Genomic DNA, 23,745 nt, shown 5'->3' on the forward strand with positions numbered 1-23,745 from the left:
CACTTCACATGTGCTACTGGTCTGCGTCCTTGCCCGGCTTCGCCTGCGGCTTGGCGCCGCCACCGGCCTTCGATTTTGCCGAAGGTGCGCTGGATGCGTTTTTGACGGCGCCCTTGGCGGCCGGTTTCGCAGCGCCACTACCAGCGGCCGCGCGCCGGCGAGGCGCGCTTTTCGGCTTGGCCTCGGGCGAGTCAGTGATCAGCTTCTCCACGACCGGCTCCGATGACTCGGCCATGACCGGCGTAGCGACTGCATTCGGTTTGGCCTTGGGCGCCAGCTTGGCCGGCGGAGACTTGCCTTCCAGCAACTCGAGGACCGCGCGGGACAACTCGTCCACCTTATCCTCGAGCGTTTTGACCTCCGCCCGTGTGGGCACCCCCAAGCGGGACACGGCACTGTTGAGCCGCTTGTCGAACACCGATTCCAGCTCGCCCCAGCGCTCCAGCAGCTTGCCTCGAGACTTCTCGACCTTGGTACGGGCCGTGTCGACAGGATCCTTCGCTGCCTTGGAGGTTTTACCCACGCGTTCCTTGAGCACATCCACCTGCTTGTCGATTTCGGCGCGAGCCGCCTTTTCAGCCTGCTCGCCGTCCTGCACCAGCGTCTCGAACAGCTTGGCGCCTTCCTTGCCCACCTTGGCGTAGGCGCCGAGACCAGCCAGCCAGATCTGCCGTGAATAGCCTTCCATCTCACCGACCCAGCTCTTGTCCTTGTCCAGCTTCTTCTTGCCCGCCATGGAACCTCCTTGGAGTGCTACTTGCTTTGCAGGGTATTGAGCGCAACGCTCAGGTTATCCAGCTTAGCAGAGAGCGCATCGATGTCCTTCTTGCTCGGGATGCCCATTCGGGTCAGTGCCGAGGCCACCCGATCATCGAACACTTCCTCAACCTTGTTGAAGCGGGTGCCGGTGCGCGTCTGCCACTTTTCCTTCAATTCCTCGACCCGGCTGGTGACGCCCTCGAAACGGTCGGAGAACAGTTCGCGGCCACGCTCTTCCAGCTCTTCGCCTTCGCTCACCAGCGAGCGGAAGTACTCGGCACCGTCCTTGCCTGCCTTGGCGTAGGCGCCGAGACCGGCAAGCCAGATCTGGTGGGTGTACTTGCGCATGTCTGCGGTGAGGTCCAGCACGCGCTCTTCGGTTTTTGCTGCGTTGGTCATGGTTCATCTCCCGTCGAATGGATATGGATGTGGGTCAGCGACCCTCGATGAACACGTTACGCAGCAAAATTAGAAAAGACATACTAGAAATATGGATCACACTGAATCAGGCGAGATATTTGTCCAGCGCCTTTTCGATTTCGCCTTTTACCATGCCCGCCATGGGCGTGAACATCAGGCCCAGCTTGACCGTAACCTCTACCAGATTGTCGCTGACACGAATGAGACCGTCAGCGCCGCTGCGTTTGAACGTCAGGTCATCGCCCTCCCAACTGCACTCCGCGCCGAGCTTCTGCGCCAGCTTGTCGGCAAGCCGTTCGGCACGCTCGCGCGCCGCTTCCTTGCCCAGGTCATGTTCGCGGGTAATCTCCACTGTTGCCATTTCGTCGTCCTGATTCGGAAAAAGCGCTAGCATGCCGCAAAGGCCCAGGCCCGTCATCCGCGGCATGCGACATCCAGCGCACCGCATTGCACGCGACGACACGAAAAAAGTGGGTAGAATGAGCGCTGATTCGCTTATCCGGACGCACTATGACCGACCACAACTCAGACCGCACGACTCACTTCGGCTACCAGACGGTCGCCGAATCGGAAAAGGCGCAGAAGGTCGCCGAGGTTTTTCATTCGGTAGCAGCCAAGTACGACCTGATGAACGATCTCATGTCGGCCGGCGTACATCGCCTGTGGAAGCGCTTCACCATAGAGCTGTCCGGCGTCCGGCCGGGGAATCGGGTACTGGACATTGCCGGGGGTACCGGTGACCTGACCCGCAAATTCTCGCGGCTCGTAGGCCAGGACGGCGAGGTCGTACTGGCCGACATCAATGCGTCCATGCTCAGCGTGGGTCGCGACCGCCTGCTCGACCAGGGCATTGCCGGCAATGTCCGCTTCGTTCAGGCCGACGCCGAAGCGCTGCCGTTTCCTGATAATCATTTTGATTGCATCACCATCGCCTTCGGCCTGCGCAACGTGACGCACAAGGACAAGGCCCTCGAGTCCATGCTGCGTGTGCTCAAACCGGGCGGGCGGCTGCTGGTCCTGGAGTTTTCCAAGCCAGGGAACAAGCTGCTCTCCAAGGCGTACGACCAGTATTCCTTCACCCTGCTGCCGTTCATGGGCAAGCTGGTCACCAATGATTCGGAAAGCTACAGGTATCTTGCCGAATCCATTCGCATGCATCCGGATCAGGACACACTCAAGGCAATGATGGAAATGGCCGGGTTCGCTCGGGTCACTTACCACAACATGACCGGTGGTATCGTCGCCCTGCACCGCGGGATCAAACCCTGATGCTGAGCCAGGCCGTACTCGCCGCCGCCGAGCGCAGCATAGCGCTGGCGGTTTCGCGCGACCCTCTGACCGCCAGACGCCTTGGTGCGCTTGACGGCAAGGTCATACGCATCCAGGCGCGTACCCCCGATTTCACGCTGTATCTGCTGCCCGCCGCCGAGGGCATCACCTTGCTTGGTCGCCACGCCGATCTGGAACCGGACTGCTCGCTCAGCGCACCGGTGAGCATGCTGGCACGCCTGGCGACCAGCAGTCAGCGCAAGCAGTTACTGGAAGACCCGAGCGTCGAACTCAGCGGCGACACCCAGGTGCTGGTGGATCTGCAGAACATATTTGGCGATCTGCGTCTGGATAGCGAAGCGGAGCTGGCGCGCTGGATCGGCCCGGTGGCCGCCCATGCAATCGGCCAGTTCGTGCGCACCGGTCGCGGCTGGGCCTCGTCCACACGAAGCAGTCTGGACACCGTGGTGAAGGATTATCTGACAGAGGAAACCCGGCATCTGGTCGGCCGCCGCGAGGCCGACAGCGCCGCGATGGACATACACGAACTGCGCCTGCGCCTGGACCGGCTCGAAGCTCGCCTGAATACTCTCGACAACCCGCCAGCGGATGCCCCTGACGCATGAACTTCACCGCACTCTGGCGCCTCCTGCGCATCCTGCACATTTTCGTCCGCTACCGTCTCGACCAGTTGCTGCTTGATCTGCCGCTGCCGTGGTACGGCCGGCTGCTGCTGAAGATCGGCCCGTGGCGACTGCGCCCTGCACCGCGCGCGCTGTCGCGCGGTGCGCGCCTGCGCCGGGCCTTCGAGGACCTGGGTCCGGTGTTCATCAAATTCGGCCAGATTCTCTCCACCCGTCGCGACCTGATGCCCGACGATATCGCCCTGGAACTGGCCTTCCTCCAGGACAAGGTCCCGCCGTTTGCGCCGGAGGTGGCCAGAGCGCGCATCGAGGAGCAGTTGGGTCTGCCCATCGAGACGGTGTTCGCCCGCTTCTCTGATCAGCCTCTGGCCTCCGCTTCGGTCGCTCAGGTGCATGCCGCAACGCTGCATGATGGCAGCGAGGTCGTGGTCAAGGTCACCCGACCCGACATAGCGCCGGTGATCCACCAGGACATGCAGTGGCTGTATCTGTGCGCGCGCACGCTGGAAAAGGTCTCCAGCGAAGGCCGGCGCCTGCGTCCGGTAGAGGTGGTGCGCGATTACGAAAGCACCATCTTCGACGAACTGGATCTGCATCGCGAGGCGGCCAATGCCTCGCAGTTACGGCGCAATTTCGAAGGGTCGGAGCTGCTCTACATCCCCAAGGTGTACTGGGAATGGTGCAAACCGCGGGTAATGGTCATGGAGCGCATCAGCGGTGTTCCCGTGACCAACCTCGAGGCCCTGCACGATCAGCGCACCGACATGAAGAAGCTTGCCGAACGCGGCGTGGAGATCTTCTTTACCCAGGTGTTTCGCGACAGCTTCTTCCATGCGGACATGCATCCGGGCAACATCTTCGTTTCCCGGGCGCACCCGTGGGAGCCGCAGTACATCGCCATCGACTTCGGCATCGTCGGCAGCCTGACCCCCCAGGATCAGAGCTACCTTGCGCGCAATCTGCTGGCATTCTTCAAGCGTGATTACCGCCGGGTAGCGCAACTGCACATCGACTCCGGCTGGGTTCCGGCCGACACACGGGTCAACGAATTCGAAGCGGCGATCCGCAGTGTCTGCGAGCCGATTTTCGAGCGGCCGTTGCGCGATATTTCCTTCGGACAGTTGCTCCTGCGGCTATTCCAGACCGCCCGGCGCTTCAACATGGAAATTCAGCCGCAGCTGGTACTGCTGCAGAAGACCCTGCTCAACATCGAAGGTCTGGGCCGCCAGCTCTACCCCGATCTGGACCTGTGGTCCACCGCGCAGCCGTATCTCGAACGCTGGATGCGAGAGCGGGCCATGCCGCACCAGCACATGCACCACTGGCAGGAATACATCGAGCAGGTCCCAGGCCTGCTGGCCGATGCCAAGCAGGCGCTGCACAATCTTGCCGAACAGCCGAATCGCACACCTCTGCGCAATCGTCCGGTGGGGCCGGCTGCTCAGCCTGTGCGCCGGGACAATCCTGTCGCACTGCGCCTGATCGGATTGGTCCTGGCACTGGCCGGCGCCAGCGGCCTTGGCTCCGATTACAATCTCTGGCAGCACGCCGAACCGCTGTACTGGTTGCTCGTTGCCAGTGGCGGCTGGCTCGTGCTTCGCCGTCCCGGGTGAGCGACTCTCTGGCGCGGTCAACCCATAAACTGGCACACTTGAACGCATGAATTCGAACATTGACTCCAACGCCTGGCTCGACGCGGTCAAATGGGATGCCGACGGGCTGATCCCGGCCATCGCCCAGGATGTCCACACCCAGCGCGTACTGATGGTCGCCTGGATGAACCGCGAAGCTCTGGCGCTCACGGCCAGGGAGCAGCGAGGCATCTACTGGTCCCGTTCGCGGCAGAAGCTGTGGCGCAAGGGTGAAGAGTCCGGCCATGTGCAGGTCCTGCACGAGCTGCGGCTCGATTGTGACGCCGACGTCGTGGTGCTGCAGGTCGAGCAACTCGGCGGCATTGCCTGTCACACAGGTCGGCAGAGCTGTTTCTACCGCGTATTCCGCGACGGTCAGTGGGTTACCGTCGATCCCGTACTCAAGGATCCGAATCAGATTTATGAGCACAAGCATGAGTGATACGCTGAGCCGGCTGGCCGAGGTACTCGAACAGCGCAAGCAGGCCGCCGCCGACAGCTCCTATGTCGCCAGTCTGCATGCCAAGGGGCTGAACAAGATCCTCGAGAAGGTGGGCGAGGAATGCACGGAAACGCTGCTCGCGGCCAAGGATTGCCAGCACGAGGAAGACAAGTCGGAACTGATTTACGAGACGGCTGACCTGTGGTTCCACACCCTTGTCATGCTCAGCCATCTCGGACTCGGTCCGGACGACGTACTGAAAGAACTTGAACGGCGTTTCGACCTTTCCGGGCTTGCCGAGAAAGCGTCCCGCCAACAATAGCTAGGGCGATGGCCCGGGAGAATGACATGGGTTTCGGTGGTATCAGCGTGTGGCAATTGTTGATCGTGTTGCTCATTGTCGTGCTGTTGTTCGGCACCAAGCGCCTGAAGAGCATTGGCGGTGATCTGGGCGAGGCGATCAAGGGCTTTCGCAAATCGGTGAATTCCGAGGACGAGGACAAGCCCAACGTGCAGCAGAAAAGTGGCGACACCCTTGACGTGCACCCGGAGAAGAAGCCGGATCAGCAGCAAAGGGACTGATCCTTCATGTTCGATGCCGGCTTTACCGAGATGCTGGTGGTGGCAATCATTGCCCTGCTGGTACTCGGCCCTGAACGCTTGCCAGGTGCGGTGCGCACCGTTGGCCGCACGGTCGGCCGCATAAAGCGTGGCTTCGCCGACGTGCGCAGCCAGGTCGAGCGGGAGATCGGGGCTGACGAGCTGCGCCAGCAGCTTCACAATGAACGGGTCATGGCGGAGCTGGCGAAGAAAGACCGGGAAGCCGAATCACCGGCTGCTGACGCTTCCCCACGTCCAGCCTCGAATGTGAAACGTTTCGGTAACCAGACTGACACAAGCAGCTCGCAGACTAGCGCGACCAGCGCTGCCGCCGGATCGACCGAGGCAGACGTCACCAGCAGGCTGCCAAGCGATGAACCAGACACCCCTCATGAGCGATAAGCCTACCGTCACACCCGGCGATGACATGCCCCTGGTCGCTCACCTCACCGAGCTGCGCTCGCGGTTGTTGCGTATAATCGTGGTCTGGATGGTGATCTTTGCCGGGCTGTTCTATTTCGCCAACGACTTGTATACCTTCATCTCCGAACCACTGCGCGCCTACATGCCGGAAGGCACCAGCATGATTGCGACGGACGTGGCGTCGCCTTTCCTGACGCCGTTCAAGCTCGCCCTGGTCAGCGCACTGTTTCTCGCCATGCCCTTCGTGCTGCACCAGATCTGGGGCTTCATTGCGCCCGGCCTGTACAAGCACGAAAAACGACTCGCCGTACCGCTGTTGGCGTCAAGTATCGTGCTGTTCTACTCCGGCATGGCCTTCGCCTATTTCGTGGTGTTCCCGCTGGTGTTCGGCTTCTTCACCAGTACCGCGCCGGCCGGGGTGGCGGTGATGACCGACATCAACAAGTACCTCGATTTCGTGCTCACGCTGTTCATGGCCTTCGGGCTCTCCTTCGAAATTCCCGTGGCCACGGTGCTGATGGTGCTGGCCGGCATCGTCGACGTTGCCAAGCTCAAGGAGATCCGGCCGTACGTTATCGTCGGCTGCTTCGTTATCGGTATGGTTCTGACGCCCCCGGATGTAATTTCCCAGGCTCTGCTGGCGATCCCGATGTGGTTACTCTACGAAGTCGGCATCCTGTTCAGCCAGATGGTTCGCCCAATCAAGCGCGACGCGGATGCGACGGCGGAGAAGACCGAAGACCAGCCGCCGGCATGAACCTGCTGCTGCTTGAAGACGATGACTTCACAGCCACCGACCGGGTTCGCCTGAGCGGACGACGTTTGCAGCACATGCTCGAGATTCAGAAGGTCGCAGAGGGGGACTCGCTGCGCGTGGGCCACATCGAAGGTCTGATGGGACAGGGCCTCGTTACCAGCCTGTCCGCCGCGCATGCCGACCTGAGCGTCGAACTGAGCCAGCAGCCACCCGCGAAACTGCCCGTAACGCTGCTGCTGGCCATGCCCAGACCCAAGATGTTTCGCCGCATCCTGCAACACTGCGCCACACTCGGCGTACCCCGTATCGTCCTGTTGAACAGCTACCGGGTCGAGAAGAGTTTCTGGCAGACCCCGTTCCTCGAACCGCCTGCGCTGCGTGACAATCTCTTGCTGGGCCTGGAGCAGGCACGCGACACGGTCCTGCCCGAGGTCATCATCGAGAAACGCTTCAAGCCCTTCGTCGAAGATCGCCTTCCGGCACTCGCCGCCGGTACCCGGGCGATCGTAGCCCACCCCGGAGACTACCCGGCCTGTCCACGCGCGGTGGAGGGGCCGGTTACTCTGGCGATCGGCCCGGAGGGCGGGTGGATACCCTACGAAGTCGACAAGCTGATCGAGGCAGGCTTTACCCCGGCACAACTCGGCGACCGCATCCTGCGCGTCGAAACCGCCGTCACCGCCCTGCTGGCCAGATTGTTCTGACCCGGGCCGGTGACGGGCCTGGCGCTTTCAGGAACTTTACGCCGCTACGCAAGATCAGGATTTGCACAGGCCGCGCTCGATGCCGCATCAAATCCGGCACCGCGCGAACGCCAGCTCGTCCCGCTTGCGACCAAAGGACACACGTTTGGGTCATCGATCAGACCATCGTCCCGCCCGCCTGATTCCGCTGGCGTTTCTCATCACTGCGCTCATCGGCACAGGCCTGTTATGTCTTCCCGCGGCGACGGTGGAGCCCGGCGGTGCTCCGGTGATGACAGCTCTGTTCACCGCGGTGTCGGCAGTGTGCGTCACCGGTCTGATCGTTCAGGATACCGCCCAGTACTGGTCCTTTTTCGGGCAGGTGGTGATCCTCGGGCTGTTTCAGCTCGGCGGCCTGGGCATCATGAGCGGGGCCACACTGCTCGGCCTGCTGGTGAAGCGACATCTGCAACTGAGCAGCCGATTGGTCGCACAGCGGGAGACCCATTCGCTGGGGCTGGGTGATGTGACCAGCGTGCTCCGTATCATTCTGCTGGTGACACTCGCCGTCGAAGCCGTGCTTACCGCGATTCTCGCCCTGCATCTGCACCTGATGTATGACGAGCCCTGGCGTACCGCCCTATGGAACGGCCTGTTCCACGCCGTCTCGGCGTTCAACAACGCCGGCTTTTCCACCTACTCCGATAGCCTGGCGCGGTTCGTGGCCGACCCGGTAATCATCGTTCCGATGATGCTGGCGTTGATCATCGGCGGTCTCGGCTTCCCGGTACTCTACGAAGTCAGCAATTGGCGCAAGGGCAAACGCTGGTCGATCCATGCGCAGATCACCCTGTGGGGCTCTGCCGTGCTGTTGCTCGGCGGGACCCTGGTCATTCTGGCGTACGAGTGGAGCAATCCGGCGACCCTGGCCGACCAGCCTGTCTGGCAAAAACTGCTGTCGGCGGTCTTTCATTCTGCCACCGCCCGGACTGCCGGGTTCTACACTGTCGATGTAGGCGCGATGGAGCCGCAGACACTGGCGGCGAACTATCTGCTGATGTTCATCGGCGGTGGCAGTGCCGGTACGGCTGGCGGCATCAAGGTCACCACGTTTTTTCTGCTGTTCTTTTTCATCTGGGCGGAAATTCGTGGCAACCCGGACACGGTGGTGTTTCGCAGACGAATTCCGCACGCGATCGAGCGTCAGGCAATGACGGTCCTGTCGCTCGGTTTCGTCAGTGTCGCACTCGGGACCACCGCGCTGCTCAGCTTCACCGAGCATGAGATGGGCGCGGTCGTATTCGAGGCAATCTCAGCCTTCTCCACCGTCGGGCTGTCGACCGGCATTACCGCCGAGCTGCCCCCAGCCGGGCAACTGGTGATCATCGCGCTGATGTTCGTCGGCCGCGTGGGGACCATTACCCTGGCGGCGGCACTGGCTCTGCGCGGCGCAAGCAAACACTATCGCTACCCGGAGGAACGCCCGATTGTTGGATGACCTGAAAAAACGCACGTTCAAAAGCGATGGTGTCGCCGTGCTCGGGCTGGGTCGCTTCGGCTCGGCCGTCGCCGACTCGCTGCTTTCACTGGGGCACGAGGTGCTTGGCGTCGATATCGACGGGGCCAGGGTTCAGCACTGGGCCGATCACCTTACCCAGGTGGCGCAGGCCGACTGTACCGACATCGACGCCCTGCGCCAGCTCGGCGTGCACGAGTTCCGGCATGTTGTGGTCAGCGTCAGCCGCGATCTGGAATCCAGCGTGCTGACGGTCCTGGCGCTGCAGGAGCTGGACGTTCCGGATATCTGGGCCCGCGCCCTGAGCAAGCGCCACGGGCTGATTCTCGAGCGGACCGGTGCCCATCGCATCGTCTACCCGGAGGCCTCGATGGGCGAGCGGGTCGCGCATCTGGTCACCGGCAAAATGTTCGATTTCATCAAGTTCGATGATGGTTTTGCACTGGCATCGACCGCTGCTCCCCGGTTCCTGCACGGCAAGACGCTGGCCGATGCCGATGTGCACAAGCAGTACGGGGTAAACGTAGTGGGGGTGAAACGACATAAGGTCGATTTCATCTATGCCAAGCCGGAAACAGAGATTCACGCCGATGACATCCTGGTGGTCGGCGGCGATACCGGACAGGTCGAAAAGTTTGCTTCGCTGACTGACAGTTAAGCGGGCTGCGGCGTGCGCTAGGGCAGCACGCCTGCTTCGCTCCAGCCAGGGCCGGCCTCGACCACGACGTCTCGCACCCCTACGGCTTCGCCGCATTCCGAACAGACGGTCACCGGCCGCATAAGCTGTCCGCACGCCTTGTGACGATGCAATACCGGTGCGCCACGCTGATCGGCCATGTGGCGGTCGCCCCAGTGCACCAGCGCGAGCATGACCGGGTGAAGGTCCTTGCCCTTGTCGGTGAGACGATACTCTTCCCTCAACGGCTTCTGCTGGTAAGCCACGCGCACCAGCACCTGAGCCTCTACCAGCTTTTTCAGCCTGTCGGCGAGTACATGCCGAGTAACGCCCAGCCGCCGCTCGAACGCGTCGAAGCGACGAATGCCAAGAAAACAGTCGCGCAAGATCAACAGGGTCCAACGATCACCGATCACAGACAGTGCCCGGGACAGTGAACAGGGTTGCTGGTCGAGTTCTTCCCACCGCATGAGTGACTCCTGGTGCAAGTGATGGGGCTACAATAGCTTGACAAGTTCCAAAAAGAAACTGACTATCAAATCAGTTCCAAAAAAGAACCTGCTGAGGAGCATGTCATGTCCCGACCACCCGTAGCCGTCGTGATCGGCGCCGGTGACGCCACCGGCGGCGCCATCGCCCGTCGTTTTGCCCGTGAGGGATACGTCGCGTGTATCACACGTCGCCATCTGGATCAGCTGGAGCCGTTGGCCGAACAGATTCGTGCCGGGGGCGGTATCGCGCACCCTTTCGCCTGCGATGCGCGCAGCGAGGAGCAGACCGTTGCCCTGTTCGAACGGATCGAGCGGGATATTGGACCCATCGAGGTCATGGTGTTCAACATCGGCGCGAACGTACGCTTCTCGATCACCGAGACAACCGAGCGCGTCTACCGCAAGGTCTGGGAAATGGCTGCGCTGTCCGGCTTCCTGGCGGGGCGCGAAGCGGCCAGGGTGATGCTGGAGCGTGGCCGCGGGACCATCATTTTCACCGGGGCAACAGCTTCATTGCGCGGTGGCAAGGGCTTCGCTGCCTTCGCCAGCGCCAAGTTCGCCCTGCGGGCGCTGGCGCAGAGCATGGCCCGCGAGCTAGGCCCGCAGGGCATTCACGTGGCCCATCCGATCATCGACGGCGCCATCGATACGGCCTTCATCCGGGACAACTTCCCCGAGCGTTACGTGTTGAAGGACGAAGATGGGATCCTCGACCCCGAGGACATCGCGGAGCAGTACTGGCAGCTGCACTGCCAACCGCGTTCGGCCTGGACCCACGAGCTGGACCTGCGTCCCTGGCTTGAAACCTTCTGACTGACGGAGTACCGCACCATGAGCAAACAGGTTGAATTCTTCTTCGACGTTGGCAGCCCTGCCAGTTATCTGGCATGGACTCAGTTGCCTGCGATCGCCGAGCGGCAGCAGGCACAGATCGTATGGAAACCCATGCTGCTGGGCGGCGTGTTCCAGGCCACCGGCAACAGCTCGCCGGCTACAGTGGAAGCCAAGGGGCGCTATACGCGTACGGACATGCAGCGTTTCGCCCGGCGCTATGGCGCGACGCTCAATCACAACCCGCACTTCCCCATCAATACGCTGATGCTGATGCGCGGCGCCGTGGGGTTTCTCGATACCCCTCGGTTTCACGAGTATCTGACGGCCATTTTCACGGCGATGTGGGTCGATGAGCGCGACATGCACCAGCCGCAGATCATCGGTGAGGTGCTCGCTGGTGCCGGGTTCGATCCTCAGGACGTACTCGCCCGCTGCAATGATCCGGCAGTGAAGGACCGCCTCAAGGCGCTGACGACCGAGGCGGTGGAACGAGGGGTGTTCGGCGCGCCGACCTTCTTCGTCGACGGCGAGATGTACTTCGGCCAGGATCGGCTGGACTGGGTGGAACGGGCGCTGGGCGAGTGACTGCCGCGTTCAGACTTCCAGGAGGAAGGTGACCGGGCCGTCGTTCACCAGATGGACCTGCATATCCGCTCCGAATCGGCCACTGGCCACCTGAGGATGCAACTGGCGCGCCTGTCCGAGCAGATACTCGAACAGCGCTTCAGCCTGTTGAGGGGGCGCTGCTGTAGAGAACCCCGGACGAAGCCCCTTGCGGGTGTCGGCGGCCAGGGTGAACTGTGATACCAGCAGCAAGCCGCCTTCAACGTCCTGCAGAGAGGCGTTCATGCGCCCCTCGGCATCGTTGAACACGCGGTATTTCAGCAGCCGCTGCAACAGCCTGTCGGCACTGGCGTGATCATCCCCGGGCTCGATGCCGATCAGCACCAGCAGCCCAGGGTCGATGGAGCCGACGATCTCTCCGTCAACCTCCACGCGGGCAGCACTGACCCGTTGCAGCAAACCCTTCATGTCACTCCGCCCGCGGCGCAAGATCCAGCAACTGGCGCGCCATGGTCTGCGTGGCACGCACCAGTGCGTCGGCAATGCCCGGCTCGGACGCCGCGTGGCCAGCGTCGCGAATGATCTGCAGCTCACTGCCCGGCCAGCGCTGGTGCAGCGCAAAGGCGTTGTCCAGCGGGCAGACCATGTCGTAACGACCGTGGACGATGATGCCGGGGAGGTGCTCGATCTTGTGCATGTCGTCCAGCAGCTGATCGGGGGTGAGAAACGCTTTGTTGATGAAGTAATGGCATTCGATCCGCGCGATCGAGTAGGCACGACGGGCGTCACTGAAGCGGTCGACCACCTGGGCACTGGGGCGCAGGGTGGCGCAGCGGCCTTCCCATATCGACCAGTTTCGCGCGGCGTGCATCCGGCAGATCTCGTCGTCGCCGGTGAGGCGCTTGTAGTACGCGGCGACCATATCGCCACGTTCCTGCTCGGGAATCAGCGAAAGATAGTCTTCCCAGTAGTCCGGAAAGATGTGGCTCGCCCCTTCCTGATAGAACCATCGAATGTCCTGATCACGACACAGGAAGATGCCCCGCAGAATCAACCCGAGCACTCTTTCCGGATGCGCCTGAGCGTAGGCCAGCGCCAGCGTGGAGCCCCAGGAACCACCGAACAGCACCCATTGCTCGATCCCCAGATTCTCACGCAATGCCTCGAGATCTTCTATCAGGTGCGCGGTGGTGTTGTTTTCCAGTGAGGCGTGCGGCGTGGAGCGGCCCGACCCGCGCTGATCAAAGGTGATGATGCGGTATATCGACGGATCGAAAAAGCGCCGACTCAGGGCATCGCACCCGGCCCCTGGCCCCCCATGGATGAACACCACAGGCAAGCCATCCTGCTGGCCGCTCTCATCGGCGTACAACACATGCGGTGGCTCCACCGCCAGTTCGTGGCGAGCGAAGGGTTTGATCTCCGGATACAACAACTGCATGGCATGACTCCTGGCCGTGGCCCAGCGCTGATACGACAGGGCAAAGACGCGCGTGAGCCCTCACATTACTGTTCGCGGCGATGCCTGTCACGCGTGGCGCAAGCCGGAGGCGAAAGTCAGGCTCCGCCGAAGGGCGCCACGCCGATCAACAGCTTGTGCAGCCACAGGGCGAAGGCAACCCACGCCACCAGCCCGACGACCACGACCGCCACATCGCGGCTGGCGCGGCCGCTACGGACCACTCCGGCGATACGATCGCGACGACGCAGGACGACGAACAGCGCGACAGCCCAGATCAGGAAACTGCCGAAGAGCAACAGGTCTGCAACGGTGCCGTTGGCGATAAGGTGCGCTATAGCCCAGAATTTCACGCCAAGCAGCATCGGATGACCCACACGGGCCTTGATGTGCGAGCCGGGCAGGTAGGTGGCGACCAGTAGAATGAAGGCCGGCAGCGTCAGTAGCGCGGCAAGATGGCGAGTCCAGACCGGAGGAACCCACAGCCAGGTCGGAGACAGCCGAGCCTGCCCGTAGCCGTGGACGATCAGCACCAGGCCAACGACGGCCACCAATGCATACAGCCCTTTCCACGCTAGCGGGCCGAGGCGGGCAATCATCTGCGCACGCCAGCCTGCAGCGAACAGCCCCACCGAATGTACTCCGAGAAACACTACCAGTCCTGCGATCAGCGCGAGCATAGCCCTTTCCTTGTTGGCGCATCATGGCGCAGCAGGTGCCGGGTAAGGCTGCTCCTGTGCACGAATGCTACGGTTGTTGTCACCCTGCAATAACAGCTCACCTTCGCCGTCGAAATCGAACCAGCCGATACCCGCCAGACTACGCAGAAAGCGACGTTCCTGCTCAAGTACTCCCGGTGCGCAGGCCTTCATCGTCGTCACCGCCTGAGAGAACGTCAAGCCTTCTTCTTCGAGTTGATATTCGCCGGTGAAGTTATTGCACGAACCGATACCGACAAGATGGCCGTCATTGCGAAATTCCAGGGTGATGGTGCTCTGCTCCAGAATCGGCTCGCCGTCGATCGCCTCGACCTGCCAGGTCGTGCCCTGCAAGAGCCGCAGCGGATCGCCTCCGCACCCGTGCAACAGCTGATCACCACGGGTGAGTTCCACCCGGTGCGGAAAGACCAGCCCGCTGGACTCATCCCGACAGGCTTGGCGATGGGTCACCAGGGTGACCTCACCATCATCGCTGTGGACCGTTCGCCGAGCATTGTCGGTGCCCGAGAGCGTGAACGGAACCGGCGTGGCATCGGCCCGCGGCGCACCGTGGCGCAGCCCCTGATCGTCCAGTTCGACACGCCAGGCCGGGTCCTGGCCGAACGCGATGAAGGGTAACGCCAGCCCCCCGGGCGCCACGCAGATCGGGTAACGCTGGCCATGCAGCGTCAGCACGGCCGTCTCACCCTGCGTCCAGTATTCAGTGTCGGGATCGCCTGCCGCCTGGTACCGGGCCCCCGAGTCACTGGGCACCGGCAACATGACGTGCCGCTCGCCGAGCGCCTCGAGCAGCAGGTCATCGCCTGCATAGCCCGCACTGATCTGCAGCCGGCCGCATTCGAGAATGCTGCTGAACGCGGCCCCGCGACGCGGCAGAAGAAGCATCTCGCCTACGTCCAGCTCATTGGACCGATGATTGATCGCCAGCGGCTCGGACAGCCAGGATGGCTGGTCGCGCTCGTAAATCGTGGCGCGCAGTATGTAGGCGTTGGCGCGGCGCAGCGCCTCCGGGGGGACATCCAGCGTAAAGCTGATCGGCACCTGGCGCCCGACCAGATCGATGCGCTGGCTGGCCAGGGTGCCGCTGCCGTCGCTCTCGTCGGCAGAGGCATCGCGCAGCTCGATAAGCGCATGGCTCTCGGGCGGCAGCGCGATGCGCGCACGGTAGGTCAGGCTGCCGCTGATGCTCTGCAGCATCGGCTCGTCCACCCGGGTCGGGTCATCGGCGATAGTGCCCGGGGGCGTTTTTTCGGTGGGATCGGAGCATCCGGACGACAACGCGAGCAGCGCTACCAGCGCGGCCCAGCACAGCATTTTCATTATTGTTCTCCTCGGTCGTTTCCGTCAGACCGGCGCGGTCATCGCGCGTTCACACGCGCGGCAAGTTACCCGGTGTCAGAAACTTGAGCCCGGCTGCTCAAGGAAGGCCAGCTCCTCAGCTGTGCTCTGACGTCCGACGATAGCGTTGCGGTGAGGGTAACGGCCGAACTTCAGGATGATATCGCGGTGACGCTTTTCGAAACGCAGGTTTTCCTCCAACCCGGGCGCTTCGAACAACTTCATGGCCAGCTGATGAATAGCCAGGGACTCACTGTGCATGTAAGGCATGTACAGAAAAGCGCGGCGCGCCGGCGTCAGCGCCTGATCCGCTCCAACCGCCACGGCCTCCTGCGCAAGCACCAGCGCCATGCCGTCATGGGCGAAGGCGCGCGGCTGGTCACGCCAGATATTGCGCGAGAACTGGTCGAGCACGATGATCTCGGCGAGCCGGCCTTCGGCCGACGCACGCCAGAACAGCAGCTCGCCTCGAACAGCTTGCTCGTGCAACACCGCGAAGCGCTGCCGAATCGTCTCGTCGAAGCCGGCATCCTTCTGCCACCACATCCGCGGTTCGATTTCATCAAACCAGAACGACAGGACCGCCTGGCAGGCATCCGAGGTGTGATCGGTCATCAGGGCATTCTCCTCAAACTCATTCGCCGCTTTCTTTGTGCAGGGTAGCGGGAATGGCCTCTCCTGCCAGTCGGTTTGCCTGTGCCAGCTCCAGCGCCGCTGAGCGCATCACTCACGCAGCACCTGAAGCTCTTTCTTCAGCATGCGACCGAACCGGCGTTCTCCAGCCGGGCTCCAGTGATCGCCGTCATGAAAATAGATGTTTCTGCAATCGATCAGGTTGTCGCCATCGGTCACGTCGATGAGTCGTGCCGTCGACACGTATTCGATCCGGCCACGCTCCTCGACTGCCCTCTCTATATGCCGGTCCAGGTTCTCGAAGGACTCGAGCAGATTGTCGCGTACCTTCGGTGGAGAGGCGCAGCCATTGACCACGTACTCTCGCGGCATGATATGCGGCTCCACCCGTGGCCCCAACCAGACGACACGGGCCACTTCCGCCAGGGCATCAAGGTAGTCCAGCGTCTTCTGCACGTCCTCGGCGTTCGGTTCGAAAACCGTATGACCGTCTTCGCTGATCCGCGCTCGGGTCATCTCCCGACCGCGCGGCGTTTCCAGCAGGTAGAAGCCGGCCTGATTGTAAATGACGTTATCGAAAATATACGGCCGCGCGATGGCGAAGCGGTAGAAGCTGTCATAGGCGCACCATTGCGATTCGGCGCCGGCGCGACAGCCCTTCTGATTGAGACTGAATAGAAACTTGCCGTCCGCGCCATCCGCCAGGGCGTGGTAGACGTTTGCCCCATGCGAATCGCCAATCACCACAATGCCGGGGCCGAACTCTGCGTGGCAATGTTCGAGACGCTCAATAGTCGCCCCGTCCATTCGATCGGCTTCGAAGATGCAATAGCCCTTTTCCAGTTCAGAGGTTCGCTCCGATTCTTCAACCAGCGTCAGAGCGCGCTCCTGCTCCGACTCCAGCCGCGCCTCGTACTGAAGAACACGGTGGTTCTGGAACGCCGCGGCCAGGGCCAGCACGAACAGGCAGCTTGAGAGCGTGGCTGCGGTAGAGAACAGTGCCTGACGCTCTATGGTCCGACGCTGGCGGAAAGGGTTCTCGATATACCGCCATGACAGATACGCGAGCAGAAAGGTCAGGCCGATCAGGCCCAGCACCAGGGGCAGGGTCAGGTTGCGCATGCTGTAGATACGCGCAAAGGCGAACAGCGGCTGATGAATCAGATAGGCGCTGTAACTCACCGTGCCGATAAACACGAGCGGGCGTAGCGCGAGCAATCGTCCGACCAGCGTCTCCCCGGTGGCGAAGGCAATGATCAGTACGGTGCCGGCCACCGGAACCAGCGCATAGACGCCCGGGAACGGGGTTCCGGCGTGATAGAGAAACACCGCGATAGCGATCAGGCCCACGCCGAGCAGCGCCGCGATATTGTCGAGCCAACCGTACCGGCTTCCCACCTGGCTCATCGCCAGGGCAAGCAGCGAACCGGCAAGCAGTTCCCACGCGCGGGTAGGTAGCAGAAAGAAGCTCGCCGAGGAGTGCGAGTCGACCAACTCCTGTGCCAGCGCCAGGCTCGCCAACGCGGCCAGCGCCAGCAGAGCCAGCAGCAAACGCAGCGACAGGCGCCGAAACAGGATCAACACAAAGGGAAATATCAGATAGAACTGCTCTTCAACCGCCAGCGACCATGTATGCAACAGCGGCGTAAGCTCGGCGGCCGATCCGAAGTAATCGCTCTGGCTCCAGAAATACAGGTTGGAAGCAAACACCTGCACGGCTGCGACGCTGAACAGGAAGTCCTTGAACTCCGACGGCAGCAGCAATAGCCAGGCCAACGGGAGACAGGCCAGCGTGACAGCCGTGACCGCAGGATAGAGCCGCCGGATGCGCCGCTCGTAGAACCGGCCAAGGGTGAAGGTGCCATCCTGGATTTCGCGGTAGATGATCGCGGTAATCAGGTAGCCGCTGATGACAAAGAATACGTCGACGCCGACGTAGCCGCCACTGAACAGCTCGAAACCGGCGTGGTAGAGAATGACAGGCAGGACCGCGAGCGCACGCAGGCCATCCACCTCGGGGCGGTAGGCGATTGCCGGGTTGTGCACAGGTGGCTTCATTGACGCCGCTCCGTGAAGCCCGCATGGGCGCTTGCGCAATCAGCTCGTTGATGGTGAATACGTTGGACCCGCTTCTGCAGCGTAGGCAGAGATCGCGGCGCTGCCCCTTCCGGACCATTGATTTGTCCGGCAGGCGCGTGGTTGGTTCCCACCGCGCCTGGCTGGAGACCGTCCGCCCCGACTGAGCGCAGACAGTGCGTGAGCGAGCTCAGGATTTCTTCTTGCCCGTCACTGCGCCGTATATGACCAACAGAATGATGGCGCCCACTACCGCGCCAATGAAGCCTGCGCCCTCGCCGGCCTCGTAGAGACCCAGAGCCTGACCGCCATAGGTTGCCAGCAGCGAACCACCGATACCCAGCAGAATGGTCATGATCCAGCCCATGCTGTCATCGCCGGGCTTGAGGAAGCGTGCGATCAAACCGACCAGCAAGCCGATAACGATGGTGCCGATAATACCCATAGGTGTTTCTCCTGATCCGAGCGCGAACAGCCGCGCAGAACCTCTGACCGGCAGGAGCCGACACGGTTCGCGCGATGTGCGAGCCAAACTCCAGTCGTATTGATAACATTTCTCATTAGTATTAAAGTTGCGCGCTGATCCGCTCCCTTTTTCCAGGAGATTTGCCGTGTCACCGTTACGCAACCCATTGGCCGCAGCTGGCTTCATGCTGACATCACTCGCCCTGGCGGTACCTGCACAGGCCGTTACCACGCTGGACAGTACAGTCGTCATTGGCGGCCGTGCAGCCACCACTATCGCCGACATTCCAGGCACGGCGTGGATCATCGAGTCCGAGCAGCTGCAGCAGCAGTTCCGCTCCGGTGTCACGCTCAAGGAAGCGCTGAGCCAGCTGGTCCCGGGCCTTGACGCAGCATCCCAGGGGCGCACCAACTACGGCCAGAACATGCGTGGCCGCGGCGTGCTGGTCATGATCGACGGCGTATCGCTCAACAGTGCCCGCAACGTCAGTCGCCAGTTCGACAGCATCGATCCGTTCAATATCGAACGCATCGAAGTACTGTCCGGCGCGAACGCGATCTACGGTGGTGGCGCTACCGGCGGCATCATCAATATCGTCACCAAGCGTGGCACCGCGGGCGACGCGCATTACGAACTGGAAGCAGGGGTGCGCAGCGGCTTCGAAGACAGCGACGATCGCGATATTCATGCCGGTGCCGCAGTCAGTGGTGGCGGCGAGAACTGGGCCGGGCGGCTCTCGCTGGCCGGCATCGACAACGGCGGCTCGTACGACAGCGAAGGCGATCAGGTGATCTTCGACATCACCCAGACCGACCTGCAATACAACCGCGCCGTCGATCTGCTCGGCAGCCTGGATTTCAATCTCGCCAATGGGCATGTGCTGCGCCTGAACGCGCAGCGCTATGATTCCGGTTTCGAGGGCGACAAGGGGGTGTATTTCGGTCCGGGTCTGGCTGCACTGCGACCACCCTTCCCCGATGTCGTCGAAATCCGCGAGGGCTTCGAGTCAGACCTTGAGCCGCGTACCGAGCGCACCGTGTTGAGCGCCAACTATTTCGTGCCGGAAGTCATTGGGCATCAGCTCAACCTGCAGACCTACTATCGGGAAGAAAAGCTCAACTTTCATCCGTTCCCCTATGTCGCCAACGGCTACTTCTCCGCGTCCGAGCAGGACACCACACAGGCGGGTTTCAAGGCTGTGCTGAGTCGCAGCCTGGGCAACTTCGACTTCAACTACGGCGTTGATTACGAGCGCGAAAAGTTCGAGGCCGACCAGACCCTGTTCGACTTCCCGACGGCCGTGGCCAGCGGCGGGCTGGTGATGGATGCAACGAACACGGTCGGTCGCTACCCATCGTTCACCACTGACGGCGTGGCGGCCTTCGCCCAGGCGGACTGGCGAGTGACGGATCAGCTGCTGCTCACCGCCGGGCTACGTCAGCAACGCTATTACCTGGAGATCGACGACTTCGTCGACTCGAACGAGCAGGTCCGTCAGGCCCTTGGCCTGTCCACTGGCGCCGATGCTATCCCTGGCGGGGAGAACGATTACGACACCACCCTGCTCAACCTGGGAGCGGTGTTCACCCTGCAGCCAGGCAATCAGCTGTGGGCAAACGTCTCGCAGGGTTACGAGATACCGGACCCGGGCAAGTACTATGGCCGCGGCGTTTATGCCTACAACGGTACCTACCGCGAGCTGCAGGACAGCATCAACGTCGACGACGAGCCGCTTAAGGCGATCAAGAGCAATCAGGTGGAACTGGGTTGGCGCCTGTTTCGCGGGAACATGGATGCGCAGGTCGCCGCCTACTACCTGTGGTCGGACGAAAGCCTCTCATACAACTCCAGCAACCTGGCGGTACAGGTCGACGATGACAAGCGGCGCAACTACGGTCTCGAAGGCCAGCTCAACTACCGTCTGAGCGATGCCTGGCAGGTCGGAACCAGCGCCCATTACACACGTGCCGAACTCGAGAACGATGATGGCGACTGGGACAAGCAGGCGGTGACCCTCGCCAGCCCGTCGAAGGTGTCGGCGTACATTGGTTGGGAAAACGCACAGAATGGCGTACGCCTGCAAAGCATTACCAGCCTCGATCTGGAAGACGAAGCCGGGAATGAACTGGATGGCTACACCACGCTGGATCTGCTGACGCGGCACCAGCTTCCGGTCGGCGAGCTCAACTTCGGCATCCAGAATCTGCTCAATCGCGACTACACCACCATCTGGGGCCAGCGCTCACAGTTGTTCTACTCCAGCTATGCGCCGGCCAACACCTTCGACTACCGCGGCCGTGGTACCACCTATAGCGTCAGCTACAACGTCGCGTTCTAAGCGACCAGCGAAACGAAAGCCGCCCTGCCGGGCGGCTTTTCCATGCATATGACACCAGCTGCCCGCTGCATTGGCATCCCTGGCGCGGTGCCCGATAATCGCCCTGGTCGCGCAACCGAGCCTGCCTACAGGAATAACGCCATGACCCGCCTCATCGCACTCCTCGCCATGCTGTTCTCCGCGCATGTTCATGCCGCAACTGTTCTGGTCCATGAAGCGGGCGAAATCCGCTTTGAAAGCCCCCCGCAGCGCATCGTCGCGTTGAACTGGGCCATGGTCGAAACGCTGCTCGGTCTGGGCGTCACCCCAGCCGCGGTTGCCGAGCCGGAAGGCTATCGCACCTGGGCCAATCATCCGCCGCTGCCCGAGGGAGCGCTGGACGTGGGCAATCGGCGCGAGCCCAATCTGGAGGCGATCAGCCAGGCGAGGCCTGACCTGATTCTGGTCAGCAGCGACCTGCACAGCATGCTGCCGGCCTTCGAGGCCATCGCTCCGACCGCAGTCTATACCCTGTTCGAGCCTGGCCAGGACGCGGCCAGCCGGGCGGCCGAGGTCGTGCAGCAGATCGCCGAAGGCCTGGATCGTGCCGCGCAAGGGCAGGCGTTGCTCGACGGCGTTGCCCAGCAGCAGGCAGAGTACGCCGCACAGCTGAAGGCGGCAGAGCGTACCGACGAGCCGGTGCTGCTGATGAGCTTTCTCGACGAGCGCAGCTTGCGGGTGCACGCACCCAACGCGCTTCTGTCAACGGCACTGGAAGAACTCGGCTTGCGCAACGCCTGGGACGGCGAGAGCAATTTCTGGGGTTTTGCCACCATTAATCTAGCGCAATTGGGGAAGTATCCGGATGCGCACTTTCTGATCATCAGGCCGACCCCGCCGGGGCTGCAGCAGGCGCTGCAGCGGAATCCGGTATGGCGTGCGCTGCAGCCGGTCAAGGCCGGGCGGGTCACCGAGGTGCCGCCGGTATGGACCTTTGGCAGCGTGATGACCAAGGCGCGCATGGGTCAGGTGCTCACCGAGACCTGGCTTGATCAGTAACGCCAATCTACCGGGTCGAGCCGGACTGGGCGTATTGACCCTGGTCGGCCTGGCTGCCGCTGGCCTGAGTGTGGTGCAGCTGGCGCAATTGCTGGGCTGGCAGTCTCTGCCGGAGCTGCTCGACGCAGACAGCTTCACCCGCGTGCTGGCCTGGCAGGCCTGGGCACCGCGTACCCTTATGGCGGTGCTGCTGGGCGCCGGCCTGGGCATCGCCGGCTGTCTGATGCAGCAGGTGTTGCGCAATCCCCTCGCCTCGCCCACCACCATGGGCACAGCGGCAGGCGCCCAGCTGGCGTTGACCGCCGCACTGCTGGTAATGCCCTCTGCACTCGAGCACGGCCGCAGCGTTGTTGCCCTGTTCGGCGCTGCCGCAGCAACCGGCCTGGTGCTCCTTCTGAGCCTGCGCGATCGCCTGGCGCCGGTCAGCGTAGCCCTCTCCGGCATGCTGGTAACGCTCTATTGCGGAGCGCTGAGCCATGCGCTGATGCTGCTCAACGAACAGCGTCTGGCCGGCATGTTTCTTTGGGGCGCAGGCAATCTCGATCAGTACGGCTGGCAGGGCCTGGGCCGCCTGTGGCCGGTGCTCGCCGGCTGCGCATTGCTGGCACTAGCGCTGCGCAGGCCCCTGGCGATGCTCGAACTGGGCAGCGACGGCGCGGCCAGCCTGGGCGTGCCGATCCAGTGGATTCGCCTCGGCGCGCTGGGCGCCGCCGTGCTGATCACTGCGCTGGTAGTTAGCGAGGTGGGGATGGTCGGCTTCGTCGGCCTGGTCACCCCGGCGCTGGTGCGCCTGCTGGGACCGAGAACCTTCCTGTCGCGCCTGCTCTGGTGCATTCCGGTGGGCGCTCTGCTGTTGCTGGTGGCTGACACGTTGGCCCAGCTGGTCACGCCGTGGTTCGGCGCGCGGCTGATCCCCACCGGCGCCATGACCGCGTTGATCGGCGCCCCGGTGCTGGTCTGGCTGCTACGCCGGCACACCAGTGCATTCGGTGCCAGCCGCGAAGGTCTTCCACCCGGTCGCCATGCCGGCTGGCTGTCCTGGGCGCTCGTGCTTACGGCCTTCTGTGCCACCCTTTGGCTGGCGCTGAACTGGGCACCCGGCGCGCAGGGCTGGCACTGGACCGGATGGGCCCAGCTGAATGAGGTATGGCAATGGCGCGCGCCCCGGGTATTCAGCGCAGCACTCGCCGGTGCATTGCTGGCGCTGGCCGGCACCATCATCCAGCGCCTGACGCACAACCCCATGGCCAGCCCGGAAATACTCGGCATCAGCTCCGGCGCGGCCATGTGTCTGGTGGCGCTGCTGATCATCTGGCCGCTGGCGCCACGCTCCGCCCAGCTGGCTGCGGCCGGTGCCGGCTCAGCCGCGGCACTGGCTCTGCTGTTGTGGTTGACACGCCAGCAGCACATGGGCCCGCAGCGACTGTTGCTCACCGGTATCGGCCTCGGCGCCGCGGCCGATGCACTGGTGCGCCTGCTGCTTTCAGGCGGAGACGCGCAATCGCTGGCGTTACTGACCTGGCTGTCTGGCTCGACCTACCAGAACACCGTCAACGAGCAGCAGTGGTTGTTCGTCTGGGCAGCATGCTGTGCGCTGGCTGCTGCCCTTCTGCTGCGCTGGATCAGGCTTCTCGGGCTCGGAGGCGAGATGCCCCAAAGCCTGGGTGTGCCAATGGCCCTGGCGCGCGCCAGCGCCTTGCTGGTGGCCTGTCTGGCCGCAGCGGGGGCGACCATGGTGGTTGGCCCGCTGAGCTTCGTCGGCCTGATGGCCCCGCATATGGCGCATCGCTGGAGTGGCCGTCAGGCAGGGATGCATTTGATCGCAGCGGGCCTGTTCGGCGCCTGGCTGATGGTGGCTGCTGACTGGGCCGGGCGCACGCTGATCTATCCCAGTCAGCTGCCGGCGGGCCTGCTGGCCGCACTGCTCGGCGGGGTGTACTGGCTATGGCAATGGCGCGCCAGGCGGTAA

Annotated in this window: 27 protein-coding genes; 16 read left to right on the forward strand and 11 right to left on the reverse strand. The window is 62.7% G+C overall.

Features of this window, described 5'->3' with window-relative positions; all coding sequences use genetic code 11:
- Positions 1-13: 13 nt before the first annotated feature.
- From KEM63_RS15700 to KEM63_RS15710, 3 genes are all read right to left on the reverse strand, one after another.
- On the reverse strand, positions 14-736 hold the full coding sequence (locus KEM63_RS15700) for a phasin family protein (protein ID WP_223653287.1): 723 nt from the start codon (positions 734-736) through the stop codon (positions 14-16).
- Positions 737-753: 17 nt separating this feature from the next.
- Positions 754-1,158, reverse strand: a complete 405-nt coding sequence (locus tag KEM63_RS15705; RefSeq protein WP_223653288.1) for a phasin family protein — start codon at positions 1,156-1,158, stop codon at positions 754-756.
- Between the two features lie 106 nt (positions 1,159-1,264).
- Positions 1,265-1,540 (reverse strand): polyhydroxyalkanoic acid system family protein, encoded by a 276-nt coding sequence (locus tag KEM63_RS15710; RefSeq protein WP_223655895.1) that lies wholly within the window; start codon positions 1,538-1,540, stop codon positions 1,265-1,267.
- Positions 1,541-1,689: 149 nt separating this feature from the next.
- Here KEM63_RS15710 and ubiE point away from each other — a divergent pair, with 149 nt between their 5' ends.
- The 11 genes from ubiE (at position 1,690) to KEM63_RS15765 (ending at position 9,802) form a co-directional block, all read left to right on the forward strand.
- Complete coding sequence (gene ubiE / locus KEM63_RS15715) at positions 1,690-2,448, forward strand: bifunctional demethylmenaquinone methyltransferase/2-methoxy-6-polyprenyl-1,4-benzoquinol methylase UbiE (RefSeq protein WP_223653290.1); 759 nt, start codon at positions 1,690-1,692, stop codon at positions 2,446-2,448.
- Positions 2,448-3,074 (forward strand): ubiquinone biosynthesis accessory factor UbiJ, encoded by a 627-nt coding sequence (locus KEM63_RS15720; RefSeq protein ID WP_223653292.1) that lies wholly within the window; start codon positions 2,448-2,450, stop codon positions 3,072-3,074. The genes ubiE and KEM63_RS15720 overlap by 1 nt, the downstream gene beginning before the upstream one ends.
- The gene (ubiB, locus tag KEM63_RS15725) at positions 3,071-4,705 is read left to right on the forward strand and encodes a ubiquinone biosynthesis regulatory protein kinase UbiB (protein WP_223653294.1); all 1,635 of its coding nucleotides are present in this window, start codon (positions 3,071-3,073) and stop codon (positions 4,703-4,705) included. The genes KEM63_RS15720 and ubiB overlap by 4 nt, the downstream gene beginning before the upstream one ends.
- Positions 4,706-4,751: 46 nt before the next feature.
- Positions 4,752-5,165 carry a phosphoribosyl-AMP cyclohydrolase gene (gene hisI / locus KEM63_RS15730; protein WP_223653296.1) on the forward strand — a complete coding sequence of 138 codons (414 nt, stop codon included), beginning with the start codon at positions 4,752-4,754 and terminating at the stop codon, positions 5,163-5,165.
- The gene (locus KEM63_RS15735; RefSeq protein WP_223653298.1) at positions 5,158-5,487 is read left to right on the forward strand and encodes a phosphoribosyl-ATP diphosphatase; all 330 of its coding nucleotides are present in this window, start codon (positions 5,158-5,160) and stop codon (positions 5,485-5,487) included. The genes hisI and KEM63_RS15735 overlap by 8 nt, the downstream gene beginning before the upstream one ends.
- Positions 5,488-5,513: 26 nt before the next feature.
- On the forward strand, positions 5,514-5,747 hold the full coding sequence (gene tatA / locus KEM63_RS15740) for a twin-arginine translocase TatA/TatE family subunit (protein WP_223653300.1): 234 nt from the start codon (positions 5,514-5,516) through the stop codon (positions 5,745-5,747).
- 6 nt (positions 5,748-5,753) lie between these two features.
- Complete coding sequence (gene tatB / locus KEM63_RS15745; protein ID WP_223653302.1) at positions 5,754-6,167, forward strand: Sec-independent protein translocase protein TatB; 414 nt, start codon at positions 5,754-5,756, stop codon at positions 6,165-6,167.
- Positions 6,157-6,945 carry a twin-arginine translocase subunit TatC gene (gene tatC / locus KEM63_RS15750; protein ID WP_223653304.1) on the forward strand — a complete coding sequence of 263 codons (789 nt, stop codon included), beginning with the start codon at positions 6,157-6,159 and terminating at the stop codon, positions 6,943-6,945. Before tatB ends, tatC begins: the two co-directional genes overlap by 11 nt.
- The gene (locus KEM63_RS15755; RefSeq protein ID WP_223653306.1) at positions 6,942-7,649 is read left to right on the forward strand and encodes a 16S rRNA (uracil(1498)-N(3))-methyltransferase; all 708 of its coding nucleotides are present in this window, start codon (positions 6,942-6,944) and stop codon (positions 7,647-7,649) included. Before tatC ends, KEM63_RS15755 begins: the two co-directional genes overlap by 4 nt.
- 145 nt (positions 7,650-7,794) lie before the next feature.
- Complete coding sequence (locus KEM63_RS15760) at positions 7,795-9,126, forward strand: TrkH family potassium uptake protein (RefSeq protein WP_223653308.1); 1,332 nt, start codon at positions 7,795-7,797, stop codon at positions 9,124-9,126.
- Positions 9,119-9,802: a potassium channel family protein gene (locus tag KEM63_RS15765; RefSeq protein WP_341481923.1), complete on the forward strand. Its 684-nt coding sequence runs from the start codon at positions 9,119-9,121 to the stop codon at positions 9,800-9,802. The genes KEM63_RS15760 and KEM63_RS15765 overlap by 8 nt, the downstream gene beginning before the upstream one ends.
- 17 nt (positions 9,803-9,819) lie before the next feature.
- Here KEM63_RS15765 and KEM63_RS15770 read toward each other — a convergent pair whose 3' ends face one another.
- Positions 9,820-10,290 (reverse strand): winged helix-turn-helix transcriptional regulator, encoded by a 471-nt coding sequence (locus KEM63_RS15770; RefSeq protein ID WP_223653312.1) that lies wholly within the window; start codon positions 10,288-10,290, stop codon positions 9,820-9,822.
- A gap of 105 nt (positions 10,291-10,395) precedes the next feature.
- Here KEM63_RS15770 and KEM63_RS15775 point away from each other — a divergent pair, with 105 nt between their 5' ends.
- Both KEM63_RS15775 and KEM63_RS15780 read left to right on the forward strand, forming a co-directional pair.
- Positions 10,396-11,124, forward strand: coding sequence for an SDR family oxidoreductase (locus tag KEM63_RS15775; RefSeq protein ID WP_223653313.1), 729 nt, complete (start codon positions 10,396-10,398; stop codon positions 11,122-11,124).
- A gap of 18 nt (positions 11,125-11,142) precedes the next feature.
- Entirely contained in the window at positions 11,143-11,730 is a 588-nt protein-coding gene (locus tag KEM63_RS15780) for a 2-hydroxychromene-2-carboxylate isomerase (protein ID WP_223653315.1), read from the forward strand.
- A 9-nt stretch (positions 11,731-11,739) separates the two neighbouring features.
- Here the strand turns inward: KEM63_RS15780 and dtd are convergent, their stop codons facing one another.
- The 7 genes from dtd to KEM63_RS15815 all read right to left on the reverse strand — a co-directional run bounded on the left by dtd (position 11,740) and on the right by KEM63_RS15815 (position 18,379).
- Positions 11,740-12,177 carry a D-aminoacyl-tRNA deacylase gene (gene dtd / locus KEM63_RS15785; RefSeq protein ID WP_223653317.1) on the reverse strand — a complete coding sequence of 146 codons (438 nt, stop codon included), beginning with the start codon at positions 12,175-12,177 and terminating at the stop codon, positions 11,740-11,742.
- A gap of 1 nt (position 12,178) precedes the next feature.
- The gene (pip, locus tag KEM63_RS15790; RefSeq protein ID WP_223653319.1) at positions 12,179-13,150 is read right to left on the reverse strand and encodes a prolyl aminopeptidase; all 972 of its coding nucleotides are present in this window, start codon (positions 13,148-13,150) and stop codon (positions 12,179-12,181) included.
- A gap of 116 nt (positions 13,151-13,266) precedes the next feature.
- Entirely contained in the window at positions 13,267-13,848 is a 582-nt protein-coding gene (locus KEM63_RS15795; protein ID WP_223653321.1) for an NnrU family protein, read from the reverse strand.
- Between the two features lie 21 nt (positions 13,849-13,869).
- Positions 13,870-15,207, reverse strand: a complete 1,338-nt coding sequence (locus tag KEM63_RS15800) for an META domain-containing protein (protein WP_223653323.1) — start codon at positions 15,205-15,207, stop codon at positions 13,870-13,872.
- Between the two features lie 75 nt (positions 15,208-15,282).
- Positions 15,283-15,840, reverse strand: a complete 558-nt coding sequence (locus KEM63_RS15805; RefSeq protein ID WP_223653325.1) for a DUF924 family protein — start codon at positions 15,838-15,840, stop codon at positions 15,283-15,285.
- 108 nt (positions 15,841-15,948) lie between these two features.
- Positions 15,949-17,916 carry an acyltransferase family protein gene (locus tag KEM63_RS15810; protein WP_223653327.1) on the reverse strand — a complete coding sequence of 656 codons (1,968 nt, stop codon included), beginning with the start codon at positions 17,914-17,916 and terminating at the stop codon, positions 15,949-15,951.
- A gap of 208 nt (positions 17,917-18,124) precedes the next feature.
- Complete coding sequence (locus tag KEM63_RS15815) at positions 18,125-18,379, reverse strand: GlsB/YeaQ/YmgE family stress response membrane protein (protein WP_223653329.1); 255 nt, start codon at positions 18,377-18,379, stop codon at positions 18,125-18,127.
- A gap of 166 nt (positions 18,380-18,545) precedes the next feature.
- Here KEM63_RS15815 and KEM63_RS15820 point away from each other — a divergent pair, with 166 nt between their 5' ends.
- The 3 genes from KEM63_RS15820 to fhuB all read left to right on the forward strand — a co-directional run bounded on the left by KEM63_RS15820 (position 18,546) and on the right by fhuB (position 23,745).
- Positions 18,546-20,738, forward strand: a complete 2,193-nt coding sequence (locus KEM63_RS15820; protein WP_223653331.1) for a TonB-dependent receptor — start codon at positions 18,546-18,548, stop codon at positions 20,736-20,738.
- 141 nt (positions 20,739-20,879) lie between these two features.
- Positions 20,880-21,776 carry an ABC transporter substrate-binding protein gene (locus tag KEM63_RS15825; protein WP_223653332.1) on the forward strand — a complete coding sequence of 299 codons (897 nt, stop codon included), beginning with the start codon at positions 20,880-20,882 and terminating at the stop codon, positions 21,774-21,776.
- A complete protein-coding gene (gene fhuB / locus KEM63_RS15830; protein ID WP_223653334.1) occupies positions 21,766-23,745 on the forward strand; it encodes a Fe(3+)-hydroxamate ABC transporter permease FhuB in 1,980 nt (659 codons plus the stop codon). The genes KEM63_RS15825 and fhuB overlap by 11 nt, the downstream gene beginning before the upstream one ends.

Source organism: Halopseudomonas nanhaiensis (assembly GCF_020025155.1).
Classification (GTDB): domain Bacteria; phylum Pseudomonadota; class Gammaproteobacteria; order Pseudomonadales; family Pseudomonadaceae; genus Halopseudomonas; species Halopseudomonas nanhaiensis.

What these genes read in the sequence shown, in the direction of transcription:
- KEM63_RS15700 (WP_223653287.1), bottom strand. Translation starts at nt 736, where the DNA reads ATGGCGGGCAAGAAGAAGCTGGACAAGGACAAGAGCTGGGTCGGTGAG.
- KEM63_RS15705 (WP_223653288.1), bottom strand. Translation starts at nt 1,158, where the DNA reads ATGACCAACGCAGCAAAAACCGAAGAGCGCGTGCTGGACCTCACCGCA.
- KEM63_RS15710 (WP_223655895.1), bottom strand. Translation starts at nt 1,540, where the DNA reads ATGGCAACAGTGGAGATTACCCGCGAACATGACCTGGGCAAGGAAGCG.
- ubiE (WP_223653290.1), top strand. Translation starts at nt 1,690, where the DNA reads ATGACCGACCACAACTCAGACCGCACGACTCACTTCGGCTACCAGACG.
- KEM63_RS15720 (WP_223653292.1), top strand. Translation starts at nt 2,448, where the DNA reads ATGCTGAGCCAGGCCGTACTCGCCGCCGCCGAGCGCAGCATAGCGCTG.
- ubiB (WP_223653294.1), top strand. Translation starts at nt 3,071, where the DNA reads ATGAACTTCACCGCACTCTGGCGCCTCCTGCGCATCCTGCACATTTTC.
- hisI (WP_223653296.1), top strand. Translation starts at nt 4,752, where the DNA reads ATGAATTCGAACATTGACTCCAACGCCTGGCTCGACGCGGTCAAATGG.
- KEM63_RS15735 (WP_223653298.1), top strand. Translation starts at nt 5,158, where the DNA reads ATGAGTGATACGCTGAGCCGGCTGGCCGAGGTACTCGAACAGCGCAAG.
- tatA (WP_223653300.1), top strand. Translation starts at nt 5,514, where the DNA reads ATGGGTTTCGGTGGTATCAGCGTGTGGCAATTGTTGATCGTGTTGCTC.
- tatB (WP_223653302.1), top strand. Translation starts at nt 5,754, where the DNA reads ATGTTCGATGCCGGCTTTACCGAGATGCTGGTGGTGGCAATCATTGCC.
- tatC (WP_223653304.1), top strand. Translation starts at nt 6,157, where the DNA reads ATGAGCGATAAGCCTACCGTCACACCCGGCGATGACATGCCCCTGGTC.
- KEM63_RS15755 (WP_223653306.1), top strand. Translation starts at nt 6,942, where the DNA reads ATGAACCTGCTGCTGCTTGAAGACGATGACTTCACAGCCACCGACCGG.
- KEM63_RS15770 (WP_223653312.1), bottom strand. Translation starts at nt 10,290, where the DNA reads ATGCGGTGGGAAGAACTCGACCAGCAACCCTGTTCACTGTCCCGGGCA.
- KEM63_RS15775 (WP_223653313.1), top strand. Translation starts at nt 10,396, where the DNA reads ATGTCCCGACCACCCGTAGCCGTCGTGATCGGCGCCGGTGACGCCACC.
- KEM63_RS15780 (WP_223653315.1), top strand. Translation starts at nt 11,143, where the DNA reads ATGAGCAAACAGGTTGAATTCTTCTTCGACGTTGGCAGCCCTGCCAGT.
- dtd (WP_223653317.1), bottom strand. Translation starts at nt 12,177, where the DNA reads ATGAAGGGTTTGCTGCAACGGGTCAGTGCTGCCCGCGTGGAGGTTGAC.
- pip (WP_223653319.1), bottom strand. Translation starts at nt 13,150, where the DNA reads ATGCAGTTGTTGTATCCGGAGATCAAACCCTTCGCTCGCCACGAACTG.
- KEM63_RS15795 (WP_223653321.1), bottom strand. Translation starts at nt 13,848, where the DNA reads ATGCTCGCGCTGATCGCAGGACTGGTAGTGTTTCTCGGAGTACATTCG.
- KEM63_RS15800 (WP_223653323.1), bottom strand. Translation starts at nt 15,207, where the DNA reads ATGAAAATGCTGTGCTGGGCCGCGCTGGTAGCGCTGCTCGCGTTGTCG.
- KEM63_RS15805 (WP_223653325.1), bottom strand. Translation starts at nt 15,840, where the DNA reads ATGACCGATCACACCTCGGATGCCTGCCAGGCGGTCCTGTCGTTCTGG.
- KEM63_RS15810 (WP_223653327.1), bottom strand. Translation starts at nt 17,916, where the DNA reads ATGAAGCCACCTGTGCACAACCCGGCAATCGCCTACCGCCCCGAGGTG.
- KEM63_RS15815 (WP_223653329.1), bottom strand. Translation starts at nt 18,379, where the DNA reads ATGGGTATTATCGGCACCATCGTTATCGGCTTGCTGGTCGGTTTGATC.
- KEM63_RS15825 (WP_223653332.1), top strand. Translation starts at nt 20,880, where the DNA reads ATGACCCGCCTCATCGCACTCCTCGCCATGCTGTTCTCCGCGCATGTT.